The following is a 20415-nucleotide window of genomic DNA, read 5'->3' as shown; positions in this document are numbered from 1 at the left end:
CTTCACCTGGGTAAATACTTACCGCCTGCAGCGCGGCGGTCTAGCGACGAACGAGATACGTATCCATGATCCAGCCGTGCTTCTCACGCAATTCCGCCCGCACACGCACGATGTCGTCTTCTACCTCACGCAGGTTCCCGGCAATCAACACTTCGTCCGGTGTGCCCAGGTACGCGCCCCACCAGATTTCCACGTCATCCCCGGCAACCTCGGTAAACGTGCAGTGCGCGTCAAGCATCACGACGGCGTTGTCGATGCCGTCCGGCAATCCTTCGGCGAGCTTGCGCCCAGTGGTGATGTGTATCGATTCGCCGATGCGGTTGAGCACGATGCGGTGCTGCGCCGCCAAAGACTGCACACTCGTGACACCGGGAATTACCGTGTAGTCGAATGTGACGTTGCCGCGCGCGAGCACTCGTTCGACGATGCGCAAGGTGCTGTCGTAGAGCGACGGGTCACCCCACACCAAAATCGCGCCGACTCCGGCTTCGGCCGCAAACTCTTCCTCGAAGATCGACGCTCGACGGTCATGCCAGTCGTCGACAACACCTTCGTAGTCCGAAGGTGTCCGATCTCTCGGGGGATCGGTAATCTCGACGACGCGGTATTCACCGGTCACATGTTCTTCGAGAATCCCGGTTCTCAAGTCGACGAGATCCTGCTTCTCACTCCCCTTACCGATCACAAAGAACGTATCGGCCCTGTTCATGGCCTTGACAGCTTGGATCGTCACTTGGTCGGGGTCACCGGCGCCGACGCCGATCACGAGGAGTTCACGCATTGAACGAGGCTATCGTGCGTGCCCTAGACTGTGTCCCGTGACTGTCTCCACCGCATATGAAGACCTGTTGAAACTCGTGATGGAGACCGGCACCCCCAAAGCCGATCGCACCGGCACCGGCACTCGCAGCATCTTCGGTCACCAGATGCGATTCGATCTTGCCGACGGTTTCCCCCTGGTCACCACCAAGAAGGTGCACCTCAAGTCGATTGTCAACGAACTGTTGTGGTTCTTGCGCGGCGACTCCAACGTGGCGTGGCTACATGAACACGGCGTCTCCATCTGGGACGAGTGGGCCGACGAGAACGGTGAACTGGGCCCGGTCTACGGCGTCCAGTGGCGCAGTTGGCCCACCCCGTCGGGTGAGCACATCGACCAGATCACGCAAACTCTCGAAACCTTGCGATCCAACCCTGATTCGCGTCGGATCATCGTCTCCGCGTGGAACGTCGCCGACATTCCGCAGATGGCGCTCGCACCGTGCCACGCGTTTTTCCAGTTCTACGTCGCCGACGGCAAACTCTCGTGCCAGTTGTATCAGCGCAGTGCCGACATGTTCCTGGGTGTTCCCTTCAACATCGCCAGTTACGCCCTGCTCACACACATGATGGCGCAGCAGGCCGGTCTCGACGTCGGCGAATTCATCTGGACCGGCGGCGACTGCCATATCTACGACAACCACGTCGATCAGGTCACCGAACAACTCAGCCGGACCCCGCTCGACCTTCCGATTCTGAAACTGAACAAGCGCGATTCCATCTTCGATTACACCTTCGAGGATGTCGAAATAGTCGGTTACCAGCACCATCCTGCTATCAAGGCTCCGGTCGCGGTCTGATCATGAATGATCGCGCAGTCACCCTCATCTGGGCTCAGGCGAACAATGGTGTCATCGGTGCAGGCAACACGATTCCGTGGCGACTGCCGGAGGACATGGCCTACTTCAAGCGAGTCACCATGGGGCATCCGGTGATCATGGGCCGGTTGACCTGGGATTCCATTCCACCCAAGTTCCGGCCGTTCAGTGGGCGCCGCAATATCGTTGTCACCCGCGATTCGGAGTGGGCAGCGGACGGAGCCGAAGCCGCACACAGCCTCGACGAGGCGTTGGCATTGCCTGACGGCGACCTCTTTGTTGTCGGCGGAGGGCAAATATATTCGGCTGCACTGCCATTCGCGACGCGTCTCTTGGTGACCGAGATCGATCTCGATATCACCGGCGAAGCCGTTGCTCCCGAGATCGGCCCCGATTGGAACCTCACGTCCGACGAGCCCTGGCACACGTCGGAGAAGACCGGGTTGCGCTTCCGCTGGCTCGAATACACTCGCTGACCACTTCCGCCAATAACGAGGCACCTCACCAGCCTGTCGGTCATACTCGAGACACCGAGATGATCGCGCTACCCGAGAGGTCTTCGATGGACAAGAAGTCACTGACAGCCCTCGCCCGTCAACAATTGAAACTGGCTGCGTCGGCAACCAGCGGTCGTAGTTCACAAACCGTCTATGGTGGCCACCAACGCAGCCTGCGACAGACCGTGATCGCGCTGAGCGCCGGCAAGAGCCTCGCTGAACACGACAGTCCCGGCGAAGCAACGCTGTTGGTCCTGAGTGGGAAACTCAATCTCGTGTGCGGTAGCGACGAATGGAAAGGGTCGACTGGCGATTTCCTCACCATTCCGGCCCACCGGCACAGTGTCGAAGCGCTCGAGGACGTTGCTTTTCTGCTGACAGTCGCTATGAAGGGCTGACAGACGGTTGACCCCGGTAGCGTGTTCTCCGTGAACGAAACGGTGATCGAAGTGTCCATCGCAGCAGCGCCGTCCGTGCTGTGGCCGGCGCTGCGCGACCCTTCGCTCATTCGGCGCTGGTTCGGGTGGGACTACGACGGACTCGACGACGAAATCACCCAGATCTACGGCACCGCGGTCGCAGACCCTGACGCACACACCCTCGAACTGGGTAACGGTGATCGCTTCGCCTTGATCGACCAGGGCGGCAGAACCATTGTCCGGATGACGCGTCCGCCGCAGGTGCCCGACGACGAATGGTACGAGGACATCACGGAGGGCTGGACCACATTTCTGCACTTCTTGAAGTTCGGCGTCGAACATCACGGATTGGCCGAGCGCAGAACGATTTACCTCGACGGCCCACTGATTCCGGGTGAATCCGCAGCCTCGATCCTCGGAGCCTCGTCCCTTCCTGTGGAAGCCGGCGGGCGTTACACCGCCACGCTTGCTCCCGGCGACTACGCCGACGGCATTGTCGACTTCGTCAGCTCGCTGCAAACAGGAGTGACAATCGAAGACCTTGGTCCCGGACTGTTGGTCGTCGCGGCAAAGCCGACGGTTCCGTACCGCGCCCAGCAGGAACTCCAGATCATTCTGGCCACTTACGATCTCAGCGCGGACGAGTTCGACGAGATCGAACATCACTGGAAGCAGTGGTGGGACGGCCGATCTCGCCAAGAGTGACCACACTGGGAGCGATATGCTTCGAGCATGATCGACTCTTCGGGCAACCCGACACGCAATTTCGCCGAAGTACTCGAGCGTCTGGCCGACTCCAAGGCTGACATCCCGACGCTCCACCGACTTCTCGAAGCAGTGCTTGTTGTCGGTTCCGGGCTTGATCTCGATCTCACGCTGCAGCGCATCATTATTGCGGCAACCACTGTATTGGATTGCAACTACGGGGCATTGGGCGTGCGGGCACCGGGCGGTGGGCTGGCCGAATTCGTGTACGAGGGCATCGACGAGCCGCTGCGGCAGACGATGGGACACTTCCCAGAAGGCCACGGCGTACTCGGCGTCCTCATGAACGATCCCAAGACTCTGCGTGTTCCGCATCTGGGCGCCCACCCCGCATCTGTCGGATTTCCCGCCAATCATCCGCCGATGGACAGCTTCCTGGGCGCGCCGATCATGATGCGCGGTGAGGTTTTCGGCAGCATCTATCTCACCGAGAAACGTGGTGCGGCAGAGTTCACCGAGGAGGACGAGGTCATCCTCGAAGCGCTTGCCATCGCCGCCGGTATCGCAGCCGAGAACGTCAGGTTGTTCGAGCAGTCTCGGACCCGTGAAAGATGGCTCACCGCAATGTCTGCCATCCGGTCACGATTGCTGGCGGGCGATTCGCTCGACGACAGTCTGCAACTGCTCGCCACCCGTGTGCGCGAGTTGACCGGCATCGACGATGTCATCGTGCTGATCTGCGAGAACGGCTACGCGCAGGTACACACCGCGGTCAGCGCCCGGCCGACGTCGCGGGGAGTCCGAGTCCCGGCGAGCCTCTATCCATTCGACGTCATACGGCAGACTCGACGGTTGCACGTATTCACCGAATTGGGCTCTCTGCTCGACTTGGTCCCGACAGCGGGTAGCGCGGTGCTGGCACCGATGACGGTTGCATCCGGCGTGGTGGGCGCACTCCTCCTCACGTCGGATTCCGCCAGCACTCACTGGGATTCGGACGAACTCACCCGGATCGAGTCGATGGCCGAATTAGGCTCTGTAGCTATCGAATTCGACGAGAAACAGCGTGGACAGCGTCTCCTGTCGGTCCTGGCAGATCGTGACCGCATTGCCCGTGACCTGCATGACAACGTCATTCAGCGTCTGTTTGCCAGCGGCATGAGCCTGCAGAGCACCTTGCCCGATTCCGATCTTCCCGACTCAGCGCGTGCCATCGTCACCCGGTCGCTGGAGCAGTTGGACCAAACCGTCCGCGAAATCCGCACCACCATCTTCGATCTCCAGACACCCGCGACCGCGGACTCGACCAGCCTGCGCCGACGCCTCCTCGACGTAATCGGTGACGCCACAGCACAATCAGCAGTCACCCCGAGCGTTCAGTTCTCGGGAGCGATCGACACACTCGTGAAAGCCGGCATCCACCCCCATGCCGAAGCCGTGCTCCGTGAAGGTTTGAGCAACGTTCTGCGACATGCCCAGGCAGACACGATCACCATCTCCGTGACCGCCGACCTCGAATTTGCCATCACCATCGACGACGACGGCAAAGGTATCCCCGTCGGCGTCCACAAGAGCGGCTTGCACAATCTCGAGCGCCGCGCTGAACATTGTGGTGGCACATGCACAATCGGCAACCGCAGCCCGAACGGCACCCGCCTGGTGTGGCGGGTACCGCTGAGGCGGCGGAAGCCCTGAACTACTTGTTGCGCAGCTCGGTTGCCAGCACGGCAGCCTGAGTCCTGCGCTGCATACCCAGCTTCGAGAGCAAACGGGTCACGTAGTTCTTGACCGTCTTCTCGGCGAGGAACAGCCTCGCGCCGATCTCTCGATTGGTCAGGCCCTCACCGATGAGGTCGAATACCGCGCGTTCCTGATCGGAGAGTTCCGCCAGCGGATCTGCGGTGCGTTCGCTGCGGATTCGCGCCATCAACGCTTCGGTGGCGCGGCTGTCGAGCAGCGATCCACCCAAGCCGACGGTGCGTACCGCCGCAACAAGATCCGTGCCCAGAATCTGCTTCAGCACAAAGCCGGACGCGCCCGCCATGATGGCGTCGAGCAGCGCTTCGTCGTCCGCATACGACGTCAACATCAGGCACCGCAGGTTCGGCAGCATCGAGCGAAGGTCGCGACACAATTCAACGCCGTTGCCGTCGGCCAGTCGCACGTCCAGAACCGCGACATCGACATTGCTCTTGGGGATAACGGCCATCGCCTCCCCTACCGACGACGCTTCCCCGACCACCTCGAAATCCTCGACGCCGCCGAGCAGATCGAACAGTCCGCGTCGGACGATCTCGTGATCGTCGACCAGGAACACGCGCGTAGTCATCTAAGCCTCTTTCAAGAATCTATTGCCGATCGAAACAACTGTGGTGTCAGTTGACGAGTGTCAGTTCCAGCCGTGTCAGTTCTTGCTGTGGCGCACGATCAACACGGGGCAATCTGCGGTGTGCAGAAGTGCGCGACTGGTCGAGCCCAGAAGCATTCCGGTGAAGCCACCACGTCCGCGGCTACCGACCACCACCAACTGCGCAGTCTCGGCATACTCGCTCAAAACCCGCACCGGGCGATCGCGCGCTACTACACGCTCGACCACAACGTCTGGGTATCGCTCGGTGAATCCGGCCAACTGCTCTGCCAGAACTACTTCTTCGCCGGTCTGGATGCTGCTCCACAACGGGTCGTCCGGAGTGGCGCCCAGTGAAGGCTGCACACTCACGTCGCTCCACACGTTGACGGCGATCAGCGTGGCGCCGCGCGCCGACGCCTGCTCGAATGCGTGCTCGATGGCCTCGATGCTGTTTTCGGAGCCGTCGACACCGACAACAACCGGTCCCTGAGTGGGCGGCTGACCGTCCAGTGTCCGCCCGCGCACGACTGCCACGGGCGATTCACCGTGCGAGACAATCGATACCGTCACCGAACCGACGACAAGTCCGGTGAATTCGCCGTGCCCACGCGGACCTACGGCAACCATGTATGCGCGTTTGGACAATTCGATCAATGAATCGGAGACACTGCCGTCGAGTTGTTCGGTGACTACTTCGAGATCACCGTCGACACTCTGGTGGGCCAGGATCTTGGCGCTGTCGAGTCTGGCACGAGCAGTGCGTCGCAGTTCGTCCTTGAAACTCTCGGCCAGATACGGCTCGGAATAATAGAAGGCCGGAATGTGCACCACCGTTGCAATATGCAGCGGACGCCCCAACACAGCGGCGGTGCGTGCGGCCCACACAACGGCCGACGACGCCGCCTCGGAACCGTCCACAGCTACGACAACTGGTTGGATTGCACTCATTTTCGTCCCTTCAGGATCGACTACAGAACTCTATCTGCCTCCACACTATTGCTCCCACACTATTGCCCAAGTGCGATAAATACGTTTTATCCGCTACGACAGGTCCCGAATCGGACATCTGCTGTGCGCCTTTATTAACCGCGGGGGTCAATAAAGGCGCACAGCGGTTAATCACAAATGTTCCGGAACTTCTCGATCAGGCCGACACGTCCGGCGCGATCAGCCGCCAACGGGGTGACGTTGAGGGTGGTGACGCCGGATTCTGCAAATGCGGCGACACGTTCACGGACGTAGCTTTCGGGACCGATGAGCGAGACTGCACGGACGAGGTCGTCCGGCACTGCTGCCGCGGCTTCTTCTTTCTTGCCTGCAAGGTAGAGATCTTGGATCTTCTCGGCGGCTTCGGCGTAGCCGTAGCGGACGGCAAGATCGTTGTAGAAGTTCTTTCCCTTGGCTCCCATGCCGCCGATGTAGAGGGCGATGCTGGGACGCACCCAGTCGAGCATGTGGTCGACGTCGTCGCCGATGGCCAGCGCCGGGGAGGCATATACCTGCAGTTCACCGAGGCTGGGGTCGCGCTTCGCCTTGCCCTTGGCGAGGGGCTCGCCCCACACGCTTGCCGCTTTCTCAGGGTGGTAGAAAATCGGCTCCCACCCTTCCGCGATCTCGGCGGTGAGTTCGACGTTCTTCGGGCCGAGGGAAGCGATGAGGATCGGGATGCGCTCGCGAACGGGATGGTTGATGAGCTTGAGCGGCTTGCCCAGGCCGGTGCCCTTCTCGGCGGGCAGCGGCACCTGGTAGTACTTGCCCTGGTACTCGACCTTTTCCCGACGCCATACCTGGCGGCAGATTTCGACGACCTCGCGAGTACGGCCGAGAGGGGCGTCGTACTTGACGCCGTGGAAACCTTCGATCACCTGTGGGCCGGACGCGCCAAGGCCCATGACAAATCGTCCGTTGGAGACGAAGTCGAGGCCGGCGGCAGTCATCGCGGTAAGCGACGGCGTGCGGGTGTAGATCTGGAAGATGCCGGAGGCAAGTTCGATGGTTGTCGTCTTCGCGGCCAGGTATCCGAGTTGGCTGACCGCGTCGAACGAGTAGGCCTCCGGGACAAACGCAATGTCCAGACCGGCCTTTTCGAGGTCACCGACTTCTTCGACAGTCTCGGCGAATCCGCCGCTGTAGTTCAAACCCATTCCGATGCGCACGTTCTAACCCCAATCCTCACGATTGCCATGTGTGCGCCAGGCACACCTCCCCCTGAACACTACGGAACATGAGGCCGTATTCATGTGACTGCCCCGTTCATATTCGGTGACCGAAATGAACGGGGCAGGTTCTCACAGGCGCATCGAGAAATCAGGAATCTTCGGGACGAACCACCATCACCGGGCACTGCGCGGAAGCGATCAGTGTGTTGCTTGTGGATCCAAGGAGCATTCCGCGGAATCCGCCGCGGCCTCGGCTACCGACGACGACAAGCTGCGCCCGAGCCGACCACTCGAGCAGGCGGCCACGCGGGTTGTCGAGGTAGATCTCACGGCGAACCACGACGTCCGGGTACTTCTCGGACCATCCGGCAAGATTCTCGCTCAATACCGCATGCTCTTCTTCCTCGAGCGATGCCGGTGCCAGCGCGGCAGCGCGGGGATCTTCGAACGCTGCTGTTCCGAGGTCACTCCAGACGTGGACGGCTACCAGTTCTGCGCCGCGGAACGCCGCTTCCTCGAATGCCGCACCCACAGCCTGCGCGCTCAGCGCACTGCCGTCTACGCCCACGACGACGGGACCATCGGACGGTACGACGCCGTCACGTTCGCGCACAACGATGACGGGGCACTTACCGTGGCTCGCGACACCGACTGCGGTGTTGCCGAGTACCGCGGTGGCAGCCTTTCCGGACGACGATGCTCCCACGACGACCAGACGGGCTTTCGCGGAGCTCTCCAGAAGCCACTGCGTCGGGCTACCGATGGCCATCTCGGTGTGGACGGTGACCGTCGGGGCGACCTCGGCGGCAAACTTCTCGGCGTCGCCGAGTACGGCTTTTCCGGCCTCTTCCACCCACTCGTACACGCCACCCGCGTCGATGTACGGGCCGCCGAATCCGTACGGCGCAAAGTCGAGCGCGTGAATGATATCGAGACGCAATTCTCGCTGCGCGGCAATTTTCGCAGCTTCCCGGAGCGCGGTCGACGCGGTGTCCGATCCGTCGATTCCGACGACGACATTGTTGTGTTCGCGTGAACTCATGTGCCCACCTTCCGTAAGAAGTAATCGAGCCACTTCCACTCTAACCATCGCAATTACGACATGGTTTCCGGGTCGAATCCATCCCTGTTTCGATGACCAAGGTCCCCGAAACTGTTGATGGGGAGTTGAATTAGCGAGCCCGAATCAGTCCCACAAGTGAACTGGATTACCACTGCGCATGTTTTCGATATATGCCCGCATCATCTCGGCAAGAGCGGCAGTTCGATCGAGTCCTGCGGCCTCACCGGCGACGACGCGTCCCCGCTGCCACGCCGCACCGGTTTGTCGGTTGAGACACCGGCCTTCGATGACGCCGAGGTACTTCTCACGCGCTGCACTCGACAACCCGAAGTCGGCCAAGCCTTCGTCCGCGAGGGGAAGTAGCCGTCGCAGGATCAATTCGTCCGCACCGACCCAGCCCAGGCCCGGCCAGTACAGCATTGCGTCCAGCCCGTGCTTGGCGCCGATGTGCAGGTTCTCTTCTGCGGCATGGAAAGACATCTGCGACCACAGGGGGCGATCCGCGTTGACGAGCGCCCGCACTGTTCCGTAGTAGAACGCGGCGTTTGCCATGATGTCGAGTACGGTGGGCCCGGCCGGCAGCACTCGATTCTCGATCCGCAAGTGCGGCTTGCCATCCGAGCAGTCGTACACCGGACGATTCCAGCGGTAGACGGTTCCGTTGTGCATCTGGAGTTCTTTCAACTCCGGAATTCCGCCTGCCGCAAGAACCTCCAGGGGATCCGCATCGGAGACGTCTGGTAGCAGCGCCGGGAAGTATCGCGAATTCTCCTCGAAGAGATCGAGAACCGAATGTATCCAGCGTTCCCCGAACCAGACGCGTGGTCGCACTCCCTGATTCTTGAGTTCGAGTGTTCTGGTGTCCGTGGCCTGTTCGAATATCGGTATCCGAGATTCATGCCACAGCGCCTTGCCTGCCAGGAATGGCGAGTTGGCGGCCAGCGCCACCTGCGGCCCGGCCAGGCACTGTGCCGCGTTCCAGTGCGGCGCAAACTCTTCGGGAGAAACCCGAAGGTGCAACTGCATCGACGTGCAGGCCGCCTCGGGAACCACCGAATTGGTATCGGCGCGTAGCACTTCCACTGGCCCACCGGAAAGTGCGACACCCTCTACGTCGAGTTCGATGTCTTCACCACGCGCTGCGAAGATCTGCTCGTTGAGTAATTCGTAGCGCGGATTCGCGGTAATCCACTCGCGGTCGAGGTGCTCGAGCTGGAGCGTCGGCAGCATCCCGATCATCACCATCTCGGCGTCGTGCTCATGGATGCGAGCGTCCGCGATCGCGAGTGAACTGCGCAGTTTTTCTTCGAGCTCGAATGTGTTGTCGCCGGTCAGTGGGCCAGGTTCGACATTCATCTCGACGTTGAACTGCCCGAGTTCTGTTTGAAACACCGCATCGTCGTCGATGGCGTCGAGCACTGCAAGGTTGGACATCGCCGGCAGCATGTCGCCGGCTACGAGGTTGAACTCGATCTCCATTCCCAGCAGCGGGTCGGGTTTCTCGACTGCGTCCCGGAAGTCGCCGCGATCGAGCATCTGCTTCATGGCGTCGACGCACAATCGCACCTTCTTGCGGAACACCCGCCGGTCGGCCCTCGTGAACATTCGTGCTTGAACTTCTGCGCCCATATCCGATCCCCCTCCTTCGCGATCAACCACCGAAGGTCGTCTTCCGCAAGGCTAACCGGCCGACTCCCGACCACAACCCGAACCGAGCATGAAAAGACTGCAGGGCACCGGATTTAACTCCGATGCCCTGCCGGTCCGCAAAAGATTTTCCCTACGAGTTGTCCACCCAGGTCACTGCCACGCCGCGCGCCTTCAGCCAGATGGCCGGATCAACCTTGGCGCCGTTTTCCGCAACCTCGAAGTGCAGGTGCGGGCCGGTGGACTGGCCGCGGTTACCGACGGTAGCGATCTGCTGGCCGGCGGCTACGCGCTGGCCCACTGCAACCTGGTAGTCGTTGACGTGTCCGTATGTGGTGACTGCGCCGTCGTCGTGCTGGATGCGCACCCAGAGACCGAAGCCCGAGGCCGGACCGGCGTCGATGACCTGACCGGATGCTGCCGCGAGAACCGGAGTTCCGATCGGGGCGGCGATGTCCAGACCGCCGTGGTGTGCGCCCCAACGGTTACCGAACGTGGAGGTGAGCGTTCCGGAAACAGGCTGAACGGTGCCGCTGTTCGACGAAACCGGGTTGAACGAGCCGGTGAACTGCTGCACCTGTGCGTTCACCTGTGCCACGAGGTCGGGAAGTTCGGGAACCTCGATGCCCGCCGCCGGCGGGAGCCCAAGATTCGACAGCTCGGCTGGGATCTCGATGCCCTCGGGAAGCAATCCCTGCGGAATCTCGAATCCGGCGATGTTCTGGGTGGCCGGGGCTGCCGCTGCGGTGCCTGCACCCATCTGACCTGCGCCAACGAGCAGTGCGCCCGTGGCTGCAGCTACAACACCAGCCTTGACGCCTGCGCCCGGGCCAGCCGACGGAACGCGGTGACGTCCACTCGCTGCGTCTGGATCGATCTCGAATGCAGCAATGGAATTGTCCGTGCGGTGGTGGTCTCCCACAGTTTTTACCCTGTCAGTCGTCGGCTTGCAGCAGTCCTCGAACGAAGCCCGCTCCTCTGTCTTGCCGACGAATGTAACAGTTTGATCAAGGAAACCGCCACCGTTACACGTTCTTGACCAAACTATTTTTCGTCCGTCTGTCGACTCGCATCCAGTTCTGCCCGGAATGCCTCGTACCGCGCGCGGTGCGCGGGCCGGCGACGAATAATCGCCCACGCGATTCCGAGTGCGACAAACCAGATCGGGGTGACGAGCAGCGCCTGCAGCGTGTCGTCCTTGGTGGTCAGCGCCCACAAGATGAACACGAAGAAAGCCAGCACAACCCAGCACATCACGATGCCGCCTGGCATCTTGAACTTCGACGCCTCGTGCAGGTGCGGGCGACGCTTCCGGTACACCAAGTAGCTCGCCAGGATGATCGTCCACACGAACATGAAGAGCAGCGCGGAGATTGTGGTCACAACGGTGAATGCCTCGATCACCGAGTCACCGGAGAACAGCAGGATCAACGACGCGAGCAGGAAGATGCACGAGAACATCAGGGCATTCGCGGGGACCTTGCGCGAGTTCAGCTTGCCGAGGGCCTTCGGTGCGTCGCCCTCCTGAGCCAGGCCGAACACCATGCGTGAGGTCGAGTAGATGCCCGAGTTCGCCGACGATGCCGCCGACGTCAGCACCACGAAGTTGATGACCGACGCGGCGATACCCAAGCCGGCGAGCGTGAACATCGCGACGAATGGACTCTTGTCCGCTTGGATCTCACGCCACGGCGTCACACAGATGATGACGGTCAGTGCGACCACGTAGAACAGCAGCACACGAATCGGGATGGAGTTGATGGCCTTCGGGAGGTTCTTCTCCGGATCCTTGGCCTCGGCCGCCGTCGTACCCACCAGTTCGATACCCACAAACGCAAACACTGCGATCTGGAAGCCCGCGACAAACCCCATGAAGCCGGTCGGGAACATGCCGCCGTCGTTCCAGAGATTGTCGACGCCGGAGGTGGCGCCGTTGGGCGCGGTGAACCCGGAGACGACCATCACGATGCCGACGATGATCAAGCTGACGATGGCGATGATCTTGATCAGCGCGAACCAGAACTCGGTTTCACCGAACGCCTTCACCGTCGGCAGATTGAGAAGGAGCAGTGCAGCGATGGTCAGCAGCGCCGGAATCCACGCGGCCAACCCAGGCCACCAGTACTTGAAGTAGCCCGAGATCGCGATCACGTCCGCGATGCCAGTGACGATCCAGCAGAACCAATACGTCCAGCCGGTGAAGAATCCCGCCCACGGCCCCAGGAGATCAGCAGCGAAGTCGGAGAACGACTTGTACGACATATTGGAGAGCAGCAACTCCCCCATCGCCCGCATGACGAAGAAGAGCATGAAGCCGATGATCATGTACACGAAGATCACCGACGGCCCGGCCAGCGAGATCGTCTTGCCCGAACCCATGAACAGGCCGGTGCCGATGGCGCCGCCGATCGCGATCAGCTGGATGTGACGATTGGACAGCTGACGCGACAAGTGGGGGTCGTCACCCGCCGATTTGCTTCGGTCAACGTGGTTCACGTGGTCGGACACGGAGAATCCCCCTGGTCATTCGGCGCGGGCCGAGAGCGACGAACACTGCCCTTCGACACGAACTTCGGAAAATGTGCCCTCCCAAAGTACGCGCGCCCCGCCGCATAATGCGCATCGGAAACCCTGCGCCGATAACCTTGGTCGGTGAACACTGACAGCACCGACTCCCGAAACGGGCATATCGCCGCAACATTGTTCGACTTCTCGGGGACGCTCTTCCGGCTCGAGGAAGATTCCGACTGGGCCGAACATTTTGTCGATCACGCCGGCGAGCCGATGGACGTGCACGCTCAAACCGAGCTGATGCGCCGGATGACCGCTCCGGTCGGGCGAACCGTCGAGATGGACGAAGCGGGACTGTACGCGTGGGAGAACCGTGACCGGGATCCGAAGCTGCACCGTCAGGCTTACCTCGACGTGTTGAGCAAGTCCGGTATGCCAGATCTCGGTCGCGCCGAAGCGCTGTACGGGTTGCTCGTGGACCCGGATCGATGGACTCCGTACCCGGATACCGGCGAGGTACTGAAGTCACTGTCGGAGAAGGGCATTCGCACCGCAGTCTTGAGCAACATCGCCTTCGACATCCGCCCGGCGTTTGTCGACCGCGGCTGGGACGTGTGGGTCGACGAGTTCGTGTTGTCCTTCGAGGTGGGTGCGGTCAAGCCCGAACCTGCCATATTCGAGCACGCACTTGCGCAACTCGACGTGGACGCAGCCCAGACCTTGATGATCGGAGACAGTGATGTCGCCGACGGTGCCGCACGCGATATCGGGTGCCAGTTCGCTCTCGTCGATCCACTGCCGACGTCCGAACGTCCGCACGCGCTACTCGACGCGGTGCGGAAGTTCGGGCTGATCTGAGCGATCAGCAGTCGAACTGGGCGAGAGCGTGGATCTGTTCCCGCGTCGACGGATACAGCGTCAACCACGTTTGATACAAATCCTCGTACATCGCCCGGTTGGCTGCGTTCGGCACTACTTCGTGCGACAGAGTCGTCCAATCGGTATCCGGCGCAACAAGTCCGGTCCCGATCGCAGCCAACAGAGCGTCGCCGTAGCTGGCGCCGATGGTCTGAGTCGGAACCAACTGCGTGTGTCCGGTGATGTCGCTGATCGCCTGTGTCCAGACGCGACTCTTGACGCCACCTCCCACCGCGATCGTGCGCCGGACGGGTTCATCTGTGTCACCGAACATTTCGAGTATCTGGCGGATTCCGAAGGCAATACCTTCATAGGTGGCCCGAAACAGATGCCCCCGGCCGTGTCGCAATGACAGTCCGGCAACGACGCCTCTGGCTTTGGGGTCGAACACGGGAGTACGTTCGCCGGCGAAGTACGGCAGGATCAACAGCCCTTCGGCGCCGGCGGGCACGGCCGCGGCCTCGGCGAGCAACTGCTCGAATGGTGCATCGCCGGTGAGCTTGTGAAGCCACTCGATCAGACTTCCGGCAGTGGATGTTCCGGCAGCAAGTGCCAAGGTGTCCTTCTGAACGCCCGCGGTTGTCCACAGTGCCGGATTGCTCTGAAACTTCTCGAGTATCTGAACCAGGAACATCGTTGATCCGTACATCAACATGAGATCACCGGGATGACGGGCGCCCACACTGAATCCCTCGGAGAATGCGTCGACCGTTCCCGCGACAACGGGCGTCCCGACGGGCAGTCCGGTCTGCTCGGACGCGTCAGCATGTACCAATCCGACAACATCGCTCGGCCACACCAATCGAGGGCACTCGAGATGGCCGAGAACACGATCCAGCCAATCGGATTTCCAGCTGAAGTCTCGGACCGAATAGAGCGGATCACACTGACTGGCCGTGTGATGATCCTGGATATACTCACCGGTCAGCTTTGCGGCGATGTACGAATTCGACCCGTACCACCGAGTCGCCGCGGCAAAAATCTCCGGTTCATGGATGCGCACCCACTCGATCTTCGGCCCGACGGCCTGACTCGAGAGAAGTTTGCCACCACAATCGAGTATTGCCTTTTCGCCGAATAATTCGGTCAGCGAGGCCACTTCTGCGGATGCTCGACTGTCGATTCCATACAGAATGGCCGGACGAAGGGGTCGAAGTTCCCTGTCGCACAACACAAGTGCCGGGCCGACACCGCTGACACAGACACCTGCAACGTTGGCAGATCTGGGAACTTGTGCCACAAGACGTTTGGAGATCGAACACACTTCGGACCACCACATCTTCTCGGCGTCCACCTCGGCCCACCCGGGCCTGGGCATCGAGATCTGATGGTCGATCTGCTCGGTTGCCAGGACCACGCCGTCCGGGGTGACCAAAACCCCTTTGCTGCTGGCCGTTCCCATGTCCATGCCTACCAACAAGTCCACGAAAGAACCCTAGCTGAGTTGGCCTCTACACACCCTCGGTGAGTTCGCGCAGCGATGCGTAACGTTCCCGAACCTGCGGCGCCGGTGCAGCCTCGAAGCGCATCTCCTCCGGTTTTGTCCATACCGGTGGACGCTCGCCGCCGAGCAGCGTCCAGGCAGCTTGCCTGCATGCGCCTTCCGCAACATATTCACCAGGATCGGGTATCACAACCGGGACTCCGAGAATTGCCGGCGCAATCTCACAGAGAGCGCGAGACTTCGCTCCGCCTCCTACGAGGAGAACGCGCTTCACCTCGACGCCTTGACGAACCAAATCGTCGACGCCGTCGGCCAAGCCGCACAGGAGCCCTTCGACTGCGGCGCGCGCGAAATGCGCCGGCGTCGAATTCTGGAGCCGAAACCCGTGCACAGCCCCGGTCGCGTCGGGACGGTTGGGGGTTCGTTCACCCTCGAAGTACGGAATCATCACCAGGCCGTCACTCCCGAGCAGGGCGGACAATGCCAAACGAGACAGTTCGTCGTGATCGACGCCGAGAATGGACGCGGTCGCGTCGAGAATCCGGGCGCCGTTGAGTGTGCACACAAGCGGCAGGTGCAGTCCGGTGGCGTCGGCAAAACCGGCAACATTGCCACTCGAATCGTGCGTCGGCGCGGCCGAAACACCAGACACGACACCGGACGTTCCGATCGAGATGACAACGTCACCGGGAATCGCCCCCAAACCCAGTGCGGCTGCGGCATTGTCACCAGTTCCGGGTCCGATGACCGCGCCGGATCGAGTGATACCGATCTTCTCGTTCGGCGCCGCAACCCGGGGAACCTGTGGTGTTCGATCTCGGAAAGCCAGCGACAGCAGGTCCATCCGGTACTCGCGCGTCGCGGCCGCGAAGTACCCCGTTCCGCTCGCGTCACCAGCGTCGGTGGCAAGCGCGTCGAGCGAGACGGCGCCGCCCAATTTCCAAGACAGCCAATCGTGTGGAAGACACACTGCTGCAGTACGATCCGCATTGCCGGGTTCGTGATCCGCCAGCCAGCGCAGCTTGCTCGCGGTGATTGCGGCTACCGGCACAACGCCCACGGCGTCGGCCCACGCCTGTGGACCGCCCAGCTCGTCGACAAGTTCGCTCGCAGCCTGCGCGGAACGAGTGTCGTTCCACAGCAACGCCGGTCGCACTACATCGCCGTCGCCGTCCAGACACACCATGCCGTGTTGCTGCGCGCCCACAGACACCGCGGCGACGTCGTTCAGTCCACCCGCAGCAGCAATCGCACTGTCCATGGCCTCCAACCACCGCGCCGGGTCGATCTCGGTGCCTGCAGGATGCGTCGCGCGTCCCTCCCGGACCAATTCACCCGAATCGGCATCACGGACAATGACCTTGCACGACTGAGTCGAGGAATCGATACCGGCTACGAGCGTCACAGCGCGTCCTCTCTGAAGGACCTTCAGCTCGCGACTGCGACCGCGGGCATTCGGTTGCTGCGCTTACGCAGCGATCGCACATATTCTGCGCGTTCGGTCTCCGTCATTCCACCCCAGATGCCGTAAGGCTCGTGAACAGCCAGCGCATGTTCGCGGCACTGCTGAAGAACCGGGCAGCTGGAGCAGATCTTCTTTGCGTTGAGTTCGCGGTTCTCGCGGGCATGCCCACGCTCACCGTCGGGGTGGAAGTACACGGCCGAGTCGTGCCCGCGGCACGCTCCTTGCATCTGCCAGTCCCACACTTCAGTTGTCGGATTCGGCATCGGAAGGTGCTTGTGCATGATGGCGACCTCAATTCTTGATTCTGTGGACTTGATTCAGCGATGAAGAAGAATGTGGGTGGCCTACTGGCCGATCAACTCGACGTCTCGCTGACGCAACCGGTGCGCACACACCGTGGCGAGTTCGCTCGCCGCAGGGGGATCCAGTGCGGCGTTGCCGTTGTCGAGGATGTTCTTCAATCTCCGGAAGTACTCGTGGGGCTCCAGACCGAAGGTGACAAAGATGTCCTCGTCCGGTCCGCCGTCGAACTTCTGCCATTTACGCGCGAAGTCGACAATCTCGTTCTGCGTGTCGGTGCGACTCATCGGGTTCTCCCCTAGGTTCGTGCGCCCTCTGACCTCGTACTGCGACCCACCCGAGAACGCGGTGCCCAGTGAGTCAAGACACAGCCTATGCCCACTTCTGCTTTTTCACAATACCTACTTACGTCTTCAAAAGACTAAAGTAATAAATCTTTTGCATCCTGAAGTAACGCTGAGAGAATGCTTGAATAGAAGGTATGACCCGACCGCCCATCACTCCCGCCACAGCCGGCGAGGTGTTCTCGCTGATCCGCGCAGGTTCCGCGACCACACGAAGCGAAATCGGGAAACTCACGGGACTTTCCCGGACCGCGGTGTCTGCCCGGGTAAGCGCGCTGCAGTCGATCGGCCTGATCGCGGACGACGACGAAGGCCCATCGACAGGTGGCCGTCCGCCTGCCACCTTGACGTTCGACAAGTCCGCTGGATTGGTGCTGGTTGTCGCGATCGGCCGCTCGCGTGCGCAATTGGCCGTCACAGACCTGTCCGGCGCCATCCTCACCGCGGAAGACATCGACAAATCGGTGGGCGTCGGGCCCGACGAACTGATGCCTGAGATCGCCGACCATCTGACGTCATTGCTGGCCCGAATCGGCCGCCCGCCTTCCGAAGTCATCGGAGTCGGGCTCAGCATCCCCGGGACGGTCGACGTCGCAGCCGGAGCCAGTCTCGATTCACCGATGATGTCGGGCTGGGACGGTGTTGCCCTTGCTCCCTACCTTGCATCGGTCACAGACGCGCCGTTGTTCGCCGACAACGACGCCAACGTCATGGCACTCGCGGAACTCAGCGAAAGGCGTGAAAGCGCACCGAATCTACTCATGATCAAAGCCTCAACCGGCCTTGGCGCAGGCATCGTTCTCGGCGGTGTACTGCAACGGGGTTCACTCGGCGCCGCCGGCGAGATCGGGCACACCAAAACCGCTGCCGCCAAGGACATCCAATGCCGCTGCGGTGACGTGGGTTGCGTCGAAACCGTCGCCAGCGGTTGGGCTCTCGTACATGCACTCGAAGCCCAGGGCCGGGACGTCGGCCACGTCCGCGACGTCGTTCGGCTGGCCCTCGACGGCGACGGCGAAGCACGCCGGTTGATCCGTACCAGCGGCCGCCTCATCGGCGACGTGATCTCCGGCGCCGTCAATCTCCTCAACCCGGAAGTGCTTGTCATCGGCGGCGACATGGCCGAAGCCGACGAACTCTTCCTAGCCGGACTTCGAGAATCGGTCTACGGCAACGCAACTGCACTCGCCACACGCTCACTGCACATCGTGTCCGTCAGCCACGGAGCACAATCGGGAATCCTCGGCTGCGCAGTCCTGGTACTCGACAATCTCCTCAGTCCGCGGGAAATCGACCTGAGGATTGCCGACGCCGCCCGCTGAGGTTCAGCGCCGCCCGAGCAGGTCCAATACTTCAGGCACCTGTCGGCTTCGCACGGTATGGGTTGTGCCGCTACACTGACTACCGCAGCTACGACGCCCAAGGCCCCGCGCCAACCGGTCAAGTAGCGGCACCAGCCCAACCGGCAAGCGAAAACCGCAGTACAACAGGGTTTTCATGCTTTACGGATGAGCTCCCCGCCCTCGTAGCTCAGGGGATAGAGCATTCCTCTCCTAAAGGAAGGGTCGCAGGTTCGAATCCTGCCGAGGGCACATTTATGCCCTTTCATCCAGGTCATAACATGTGCGCGACCTGCAACTCCGCCTAACCCGAGATCTCAACGAGTTGAAACGACGCGAACTGATCATTCGCGATGGATCGAAATTCCGGGCAAACTACGGGATCATTCGAGCGTTCCTCCCTGCGGTCGCCAGAGTGGACGAGTAGTTCGGACTGCACGACAAAAAGCCCCATCCCGCGCCAGAGAGATGGGGCTTTTCGGTCGTGGCAGCCTTACCGGCGCGGCATAACGAGCAATTCTGGGCGGATCAACAAGGGGCGAATCTGGCGTGACCTGCCGAGCGGGTCAGCCCGCGTCAAATCAATCTGCGCTCTAACATTGGGCAGTGGATATACACAAGCACGAGGGTCAGCCTCGCATCTCCGGGCGTCAACTCTCGTACGTCGCCTTCGCAGTGATCGTCATCGCGTACCTGGCAATTATTCAGTTCGGCGGCCGCCTCATCGCGGGTTGGAGCAACGAGGACGACACACTAACCACCCGTGGAGTCATCTTCACGATGGTGATCCCCTTGGGACTCGCCCTCATCTTTACCTACGGCGTCATCGCAGCTCTGGGTTGGTGGCGTCCAGTGCTCAAGGATGACCGACCGGTGAACCGCTGGGTGTGGGTCGTTCCTGCCATCCTGCTCGTCGCGATCCTCGTGGGCATCGACTACAGCGCACTCGCAGAGAAAGGCTGGCTGTTTGTCCTTGTCCTACTAATTGCCACGCAATTCGTCGGCTGGGGCGAAGAAGGAATGTTCCGCGGCATCGGAGTGACCATGCTGCGCAACCACGGACTCCGCGAAGGCCAGGTAGCCCTGTGGTCCAGTCTCATCTTCGGCGCCGTCCACCTCTCCAACGTCTTCGGACACGGCGCTTCCGCTGTCCCACAAGCAATCATTGTCAGCCTCGCTGGATACTTCTTCTACCTCACACGCCGAGTTTCGGGCAGTAACGCCCTGAACTCCGTACTCCACGGACTTTTCGACTTTGCTCTCATCAGCGGCAGCATCATCCTGTTGGACCAAACGTCGTACGTGGGCGCCTTCGCGCCAATCCTGGCCTACCCCATCATCGCCATTGTCCTACTCGTCAAACGGCACAAGATCGAACCTTCACAACCCACCGACAATCAGACGATCGCATCCAGCACCTAGACAGATCCTTCCCTGACGCGGCGCACCGGATCCATACCGATTCGCTCCAGCGCGAGTTGTCCGTCTCCCTCGCCGCCTAAACTGCCTGCATTCAATTTTGAACCCGCGACAGGAAGGGTCGCAGGTTCGAATCCTGCCGAGGGCACCAGGTGGGATTCTCGTTTCACCCAATCCAGGCCGCATGTCATGCTGAA

20 protein-coding genes and 1 tRNA gene are annotated in these 20415 nt (G+C 61.3%); 9 read left to right on the top strand and 12 right to left on the bottom strand.

What is annotated here, in order from left to right; genetic code table 11:
• Positions 1-40 precede the first annotated feature (40 nt).
• Positions 41-781, bottom strand: coding sequence for a precorrin-6A synthase (deacetylating) (cobF, locus tag C7T36_RS27870; protein WP_045069166.1), 741 nt, complete (start codon positions 779-781; stop codon positions 41-43).
• 37 nt (positions 782-818) lie between these two features.
• Between cobF and C7T36_RS27865 the strand changes: the two genes are divergently transcribed.
• The 5 genes from C7T36_RS27865 (at position 819) to C7T36_RS27845 (ending at position 4953) form a co-directional block, all read left to right on the top strand.
• The gene (locus tag C7T36_RS27865) at positions 819-1619 is read left to right on the top strand and encodes a thymidylate synthase (protein WP_045069164.1); all 801 of its coding nucleotides are present in this window, start codon (positions 819-821) and stop codon (positions 1617-1619) included.
• Positions 1620-1621: 2 nt separating this feature from the next.
• On the top strand, positions 1622-2113 hold the full coding sequence (locus C7T36_RS27860) for a dihydrofolate reductase (RefSeq protein ID WP_045069161.1): 492 nt from the start codon (positions 1622-1624) through the stop codon (positions 2111-2113).
• A gap of 86 nt (positions 2114-2199) precedes the next feature.
• On the top strand, positions 2200-2532 hold the full coding sequence (locus tag C7T36_RS27855) for a cupin domain-containing protein (protein WP_033234188.1): 333 nt from the start codon (positions 2200-2202) through the stop codon (positions 2530-2532).
• A gap of 30 nt (positions 2533-2562) precedes the next feature.
• Positions 2563-3258 (top strand): SRPBCC domain-containing protein, encoded by a 696-nt coding sequence (locus tag C7T36_RS27850; protein WP_033234385.1) that lies wholly within the window; start codon positions 2563-2565, stop codon positions 3256-3258.
• Positions 3259-3285: 27 nt separating this feature from the next.
• Positions 3286-4953: a GAF domain-containing protein gene (locus C7T36_RS27845; RefSeq protein ID WP_045069158.1), complete on the top strand. Its 1668-nt coding sequence runs from the start codon at positions 3286-3288 to the stop codon at positions 4951-4953.
• 1 nt (position 4954) lies between these two features.
• Here C7T36_RS27845 and C7T36_RS27840 read toward each other — a convergent pair whose 3' ends face one another.
• The 7 genes from C7T36_RS27840 to cycA all read right to left on the bottom strand — a co-directional run bounded on the left by C7T36_RS27840 (position 4955) and on the right by cycA (position 12985).
• Complete coding sequence (locus C7T36_RS27840; RefSeq protein WP_033234187.1) at positions 4955-5587, bottom strand: response regulator transcription factor; 633 nt, start codon at positions 5585-5587, stop codon at positions 4955-4957.
• Positions 5588-5662: 75 nt separating this feature from the next.
• Positions 5663-6556, bottom strand: coding sequence for a universal stress protein (locus tag C7T36_RS27835; protein ID WP_033234186.1), 894 nt, complete (start codon positions 6554-6556; stop codon positions 5663-5665).
• 167 nt (positions 6557-6723) lie between these two features.
• Complete coding sequence (locus tag C7T36_RS27830; protein ID WP_033234185.1) at positions 6724-7764, bottom strand: LLM class F420-dependent oxidoreductase; 1041 nt, start codon at positions 7762-7764, stop codon at positions 6724-6726.
• 151 nt (positions 7765-7915) lie between these two features.
• Positions 7916-8809 carry a universal stress protein gene (locus tag C7T36_RS27825; RefSeq protein ID WP_033234184.1) on the bottom strand — a complete coding sequence of 298 codons (894 nt, stop codon included), beginning with the start codon at positions 8807-8809 and terminating at the stop codon, positions 7916-7918.
• Positions 8810-8953: 144 nt separating this feature from the next.
• On the bottom strand, positions 8954-10459 hold the full coding sequence (locus C7T36_RS27820) for a glutamate-cysteine ligase family protein (RefSeq protein WP_045069155.1): 1506 nt from the start codon (positions 10457-10459) through the stop codon (positions 8954-8956).
• Between the two features lie 151 nt (positions 10460-10610).
• A complete protein-coding gene (locus C7T36_RS27815; RefSeq protein WP_033234182.1) occupies positions 10611-11399 on the bottom strand; it encodes a M23 family metallopeptidase in 789 nt (262 codons plus the stop codon).
• 122 nt (positions 11400-11521) lie between these two features.
• Positions 11522-12985: a D-serine/D-alanine/glycine transporter gene (cycA, locus tag C7T36_RS27810; RefSeq protein WP_033234181.1), complete on the bottom strand. Its 1464-nt coding sequence runs from the start codon at positions 12983-12985 to the stop codon at positions 11522-11524.
• A 144-nt stretch (positions 12986-13129) separates the two neighbouring features.
• Between cycA and C7T36_RS27805 the strand changes: the two genes are divergently transcribed.
• Positions 13130-13846 (top strand): HAD family hydrolase, encoded by a 717-nt coding sequence (locus tag C7T36_RS27805; RefSeq protein WP_033234180.1) that lies wholly within the window; start codon positions 13130-13132, stop codon positions 13844-13846.
• A 4-nt stretch (positions 13847-13850) separates the two neighbouring features.
• Here the strand turns inward: C7T36_RS27805 and C7T36_RS27800 are convergent, their stop codons facing one another.
• The 4 genes from C7T36_RS27800 to C7T36_RS27785 all read right to left on the bottom strand — a co-directional run bounded on the left by C7T36_RS27800 (position 13851) and on the right by C7T36_RS27785 (position 17402).
• Positions 13851-15332, bottom strand: coding sequence for an FGGY-family carbohydrate kinase (locus C7T36_RS27800; RefSeq protein WP_045069151.1), 1482 nt, complete (start codon positions 15330-15332; stop codon positions 13851-13853).
• A gap of 25 nt (positions 15333-15357) precedes the next feature.
• Entirely contained in the window at positions 15358-16755 is a 1398-nt protein-coding gene (gene xylB / locus C7T36_RS27795; RefSeq protein ID WP_045069149.1) for a xylulokinase, read from the bottom strand.
• 23 nt (positions 16756-16778) lie between these two features.
• Positions 16779-17096, bottom strand: coding sequence for a WhiB family transcriptional regulator (locus C7T36_RS27790; RefSeq protein ID WP_033234177.1), 318 nt, complete (start codon positions 17094-17096; stop codon positions 16779-16781).
• 63 nt (positions 17097-17159) lie between these two features.
• Positions 17160-17402, bottom strand: a complete 243-nt coding sequence (locus C7T36_RS27785) for a DUF3263 domain-containing protein (RefSeq protein WP_045069145.1) — start codon at positions 17400-17402, stop codon at positions 17160-17162.
• Positions 17403-17596: 194 nt separating this feature from the next.
• Between C7T36_RS27785 and C7T36_RS27780 the strand changes: the two genes are divergently transcribed.
• From C7T36_RS27780 to C7T36_RS27770, 3 genes are all read left to right on the top strand, one after another.
• On the top strand, positions 17597-18781 hold the full coding sequence (locus C7T36_RS27780; protein ID WP_045069142.1) for an ROK family protein: 1185 nt from the start codon (positions 17597-17599) through the stop codon (positions 18779-18781).
• Positions 18782-18978: 197 nt separating this feature from the next.
• A tRNA-Arg gene (locus C7T36_RS27775) sits at positions 18979-19051 on the top strand.
• 354 nt (positions 19052-19405) lie between these two features.
• Positions 19406-20221: a CPBP family intramembrane glutamic endopeptidase gene (locus C7T36_RS27770; protein ID WP_233364313.1), complete on the top strand. Its 816-nt coding sequence runs from the start codon at positions 19406-19408 to the stop codon at positions 20219-20221.
• The last annotated feature ends 194 nt before the right edge of the window (positions 20222-20415 follow it).

The sequence above is a fragment of the Rhodococcus sp. AD45-ID genome (assembly GCF_003023755.1).
Classification (GTDB): Bacteria; Actinomycetota; Actinomycetes; order Mycobacteriales; family Mycobacteriaceae; genus Rhodococcus_F; species Rhodococcus_F globerula.
The sequence above is the reverse complement of the archived record's forward strand: the minus strand, read 5'-3'. Positions and strand labels throughout refer to the sequence as shown.

What these genes read in the sequence shown, in the direction of transcription:
- C7T36_RS27820 (WP_045069155.1), bottom strand. Translation starts at nt 10,459, where the DNA reads ATGGGCGCAGAAGTTCAAGCACGAATGTTCACGAGGGCCGACCGGCGG.
- C7T36_RS27855 (WP_033234188.1), top strand. Translation starts at nt 2,200, where the DNA reads ATGGACAAGAAGTCACTGACAGCCCTCGCCCGTCAACAATTGAAACTG.
- C7T36_RS27790 (WP_033234177.1), bottom strand. Translation starts at nt 17,096, where the DNA reads ATGCACAAGCACCTTCCGATGCCGAATCCGACAACTGAAGTGTGGGAC.
- C7T36_RS27860 (WP_045069161.1), top strand. Translation starts at nt 1,622, where the DNA reads ATGAATGATCGCGCAGTCACCCTCATCTGGGCTCAGGCGAACAATGGT.
- C7T36_RS27825 (WP_033234184.1), bottom strand. Translation starts at nt 8,809, where the DNA reads ATGAGTTCACGCGAACACAACAATGTCGTCGTCGGAATCGACGGATCG.
- C7T36_RS27785 (WP_045069145.1), bottom strand. Translation starts at nt 17,402, where the DNA reads ATGAGTCGCACCGACACGCAGAACGAGATTGTCGACTTCGCGCGTAAA.
- C7T36_RS27780 (WP_045069142.1), top strand. Translation starts at nt 17,597, where the DNA reads ATGACCCGACCGCCCATCACTCCCGCCACAGCCGGCGAGGTGTTCTCG.
- C7T36_RS27840 (WP_033234187.1), bottom strand. Translation starts at nt 5,587, where the DNA reads ATGACTACGCGCGTGTTCCTGGTCGACGATCACGAGATCGTCCGACGC.
- cobF (WP_045069166.1), bottom strand. Translation starts at nt 781, where the DNA reads ATGCGTGAACTCCTCGTGATCGGCGTCGGCGCCGGTGACCCCGACCAA.
- C7T36_RS27845 (WP_045069158.1), top strand. Translation starts at nt 3,286, where the DNA reads ATGATCGACTCTTCGGGCAACCCGACACGCAATTTCGCCGAAGTACTC.
- C7T36_RS27835 (WP_033234186.1), bottom strand. Translation starts at nt 6,556, where the DNA reads ATGAGTGCAATCCAACCAGTTGTCGTAGCTGTGGACGGTTCCGAGGCG.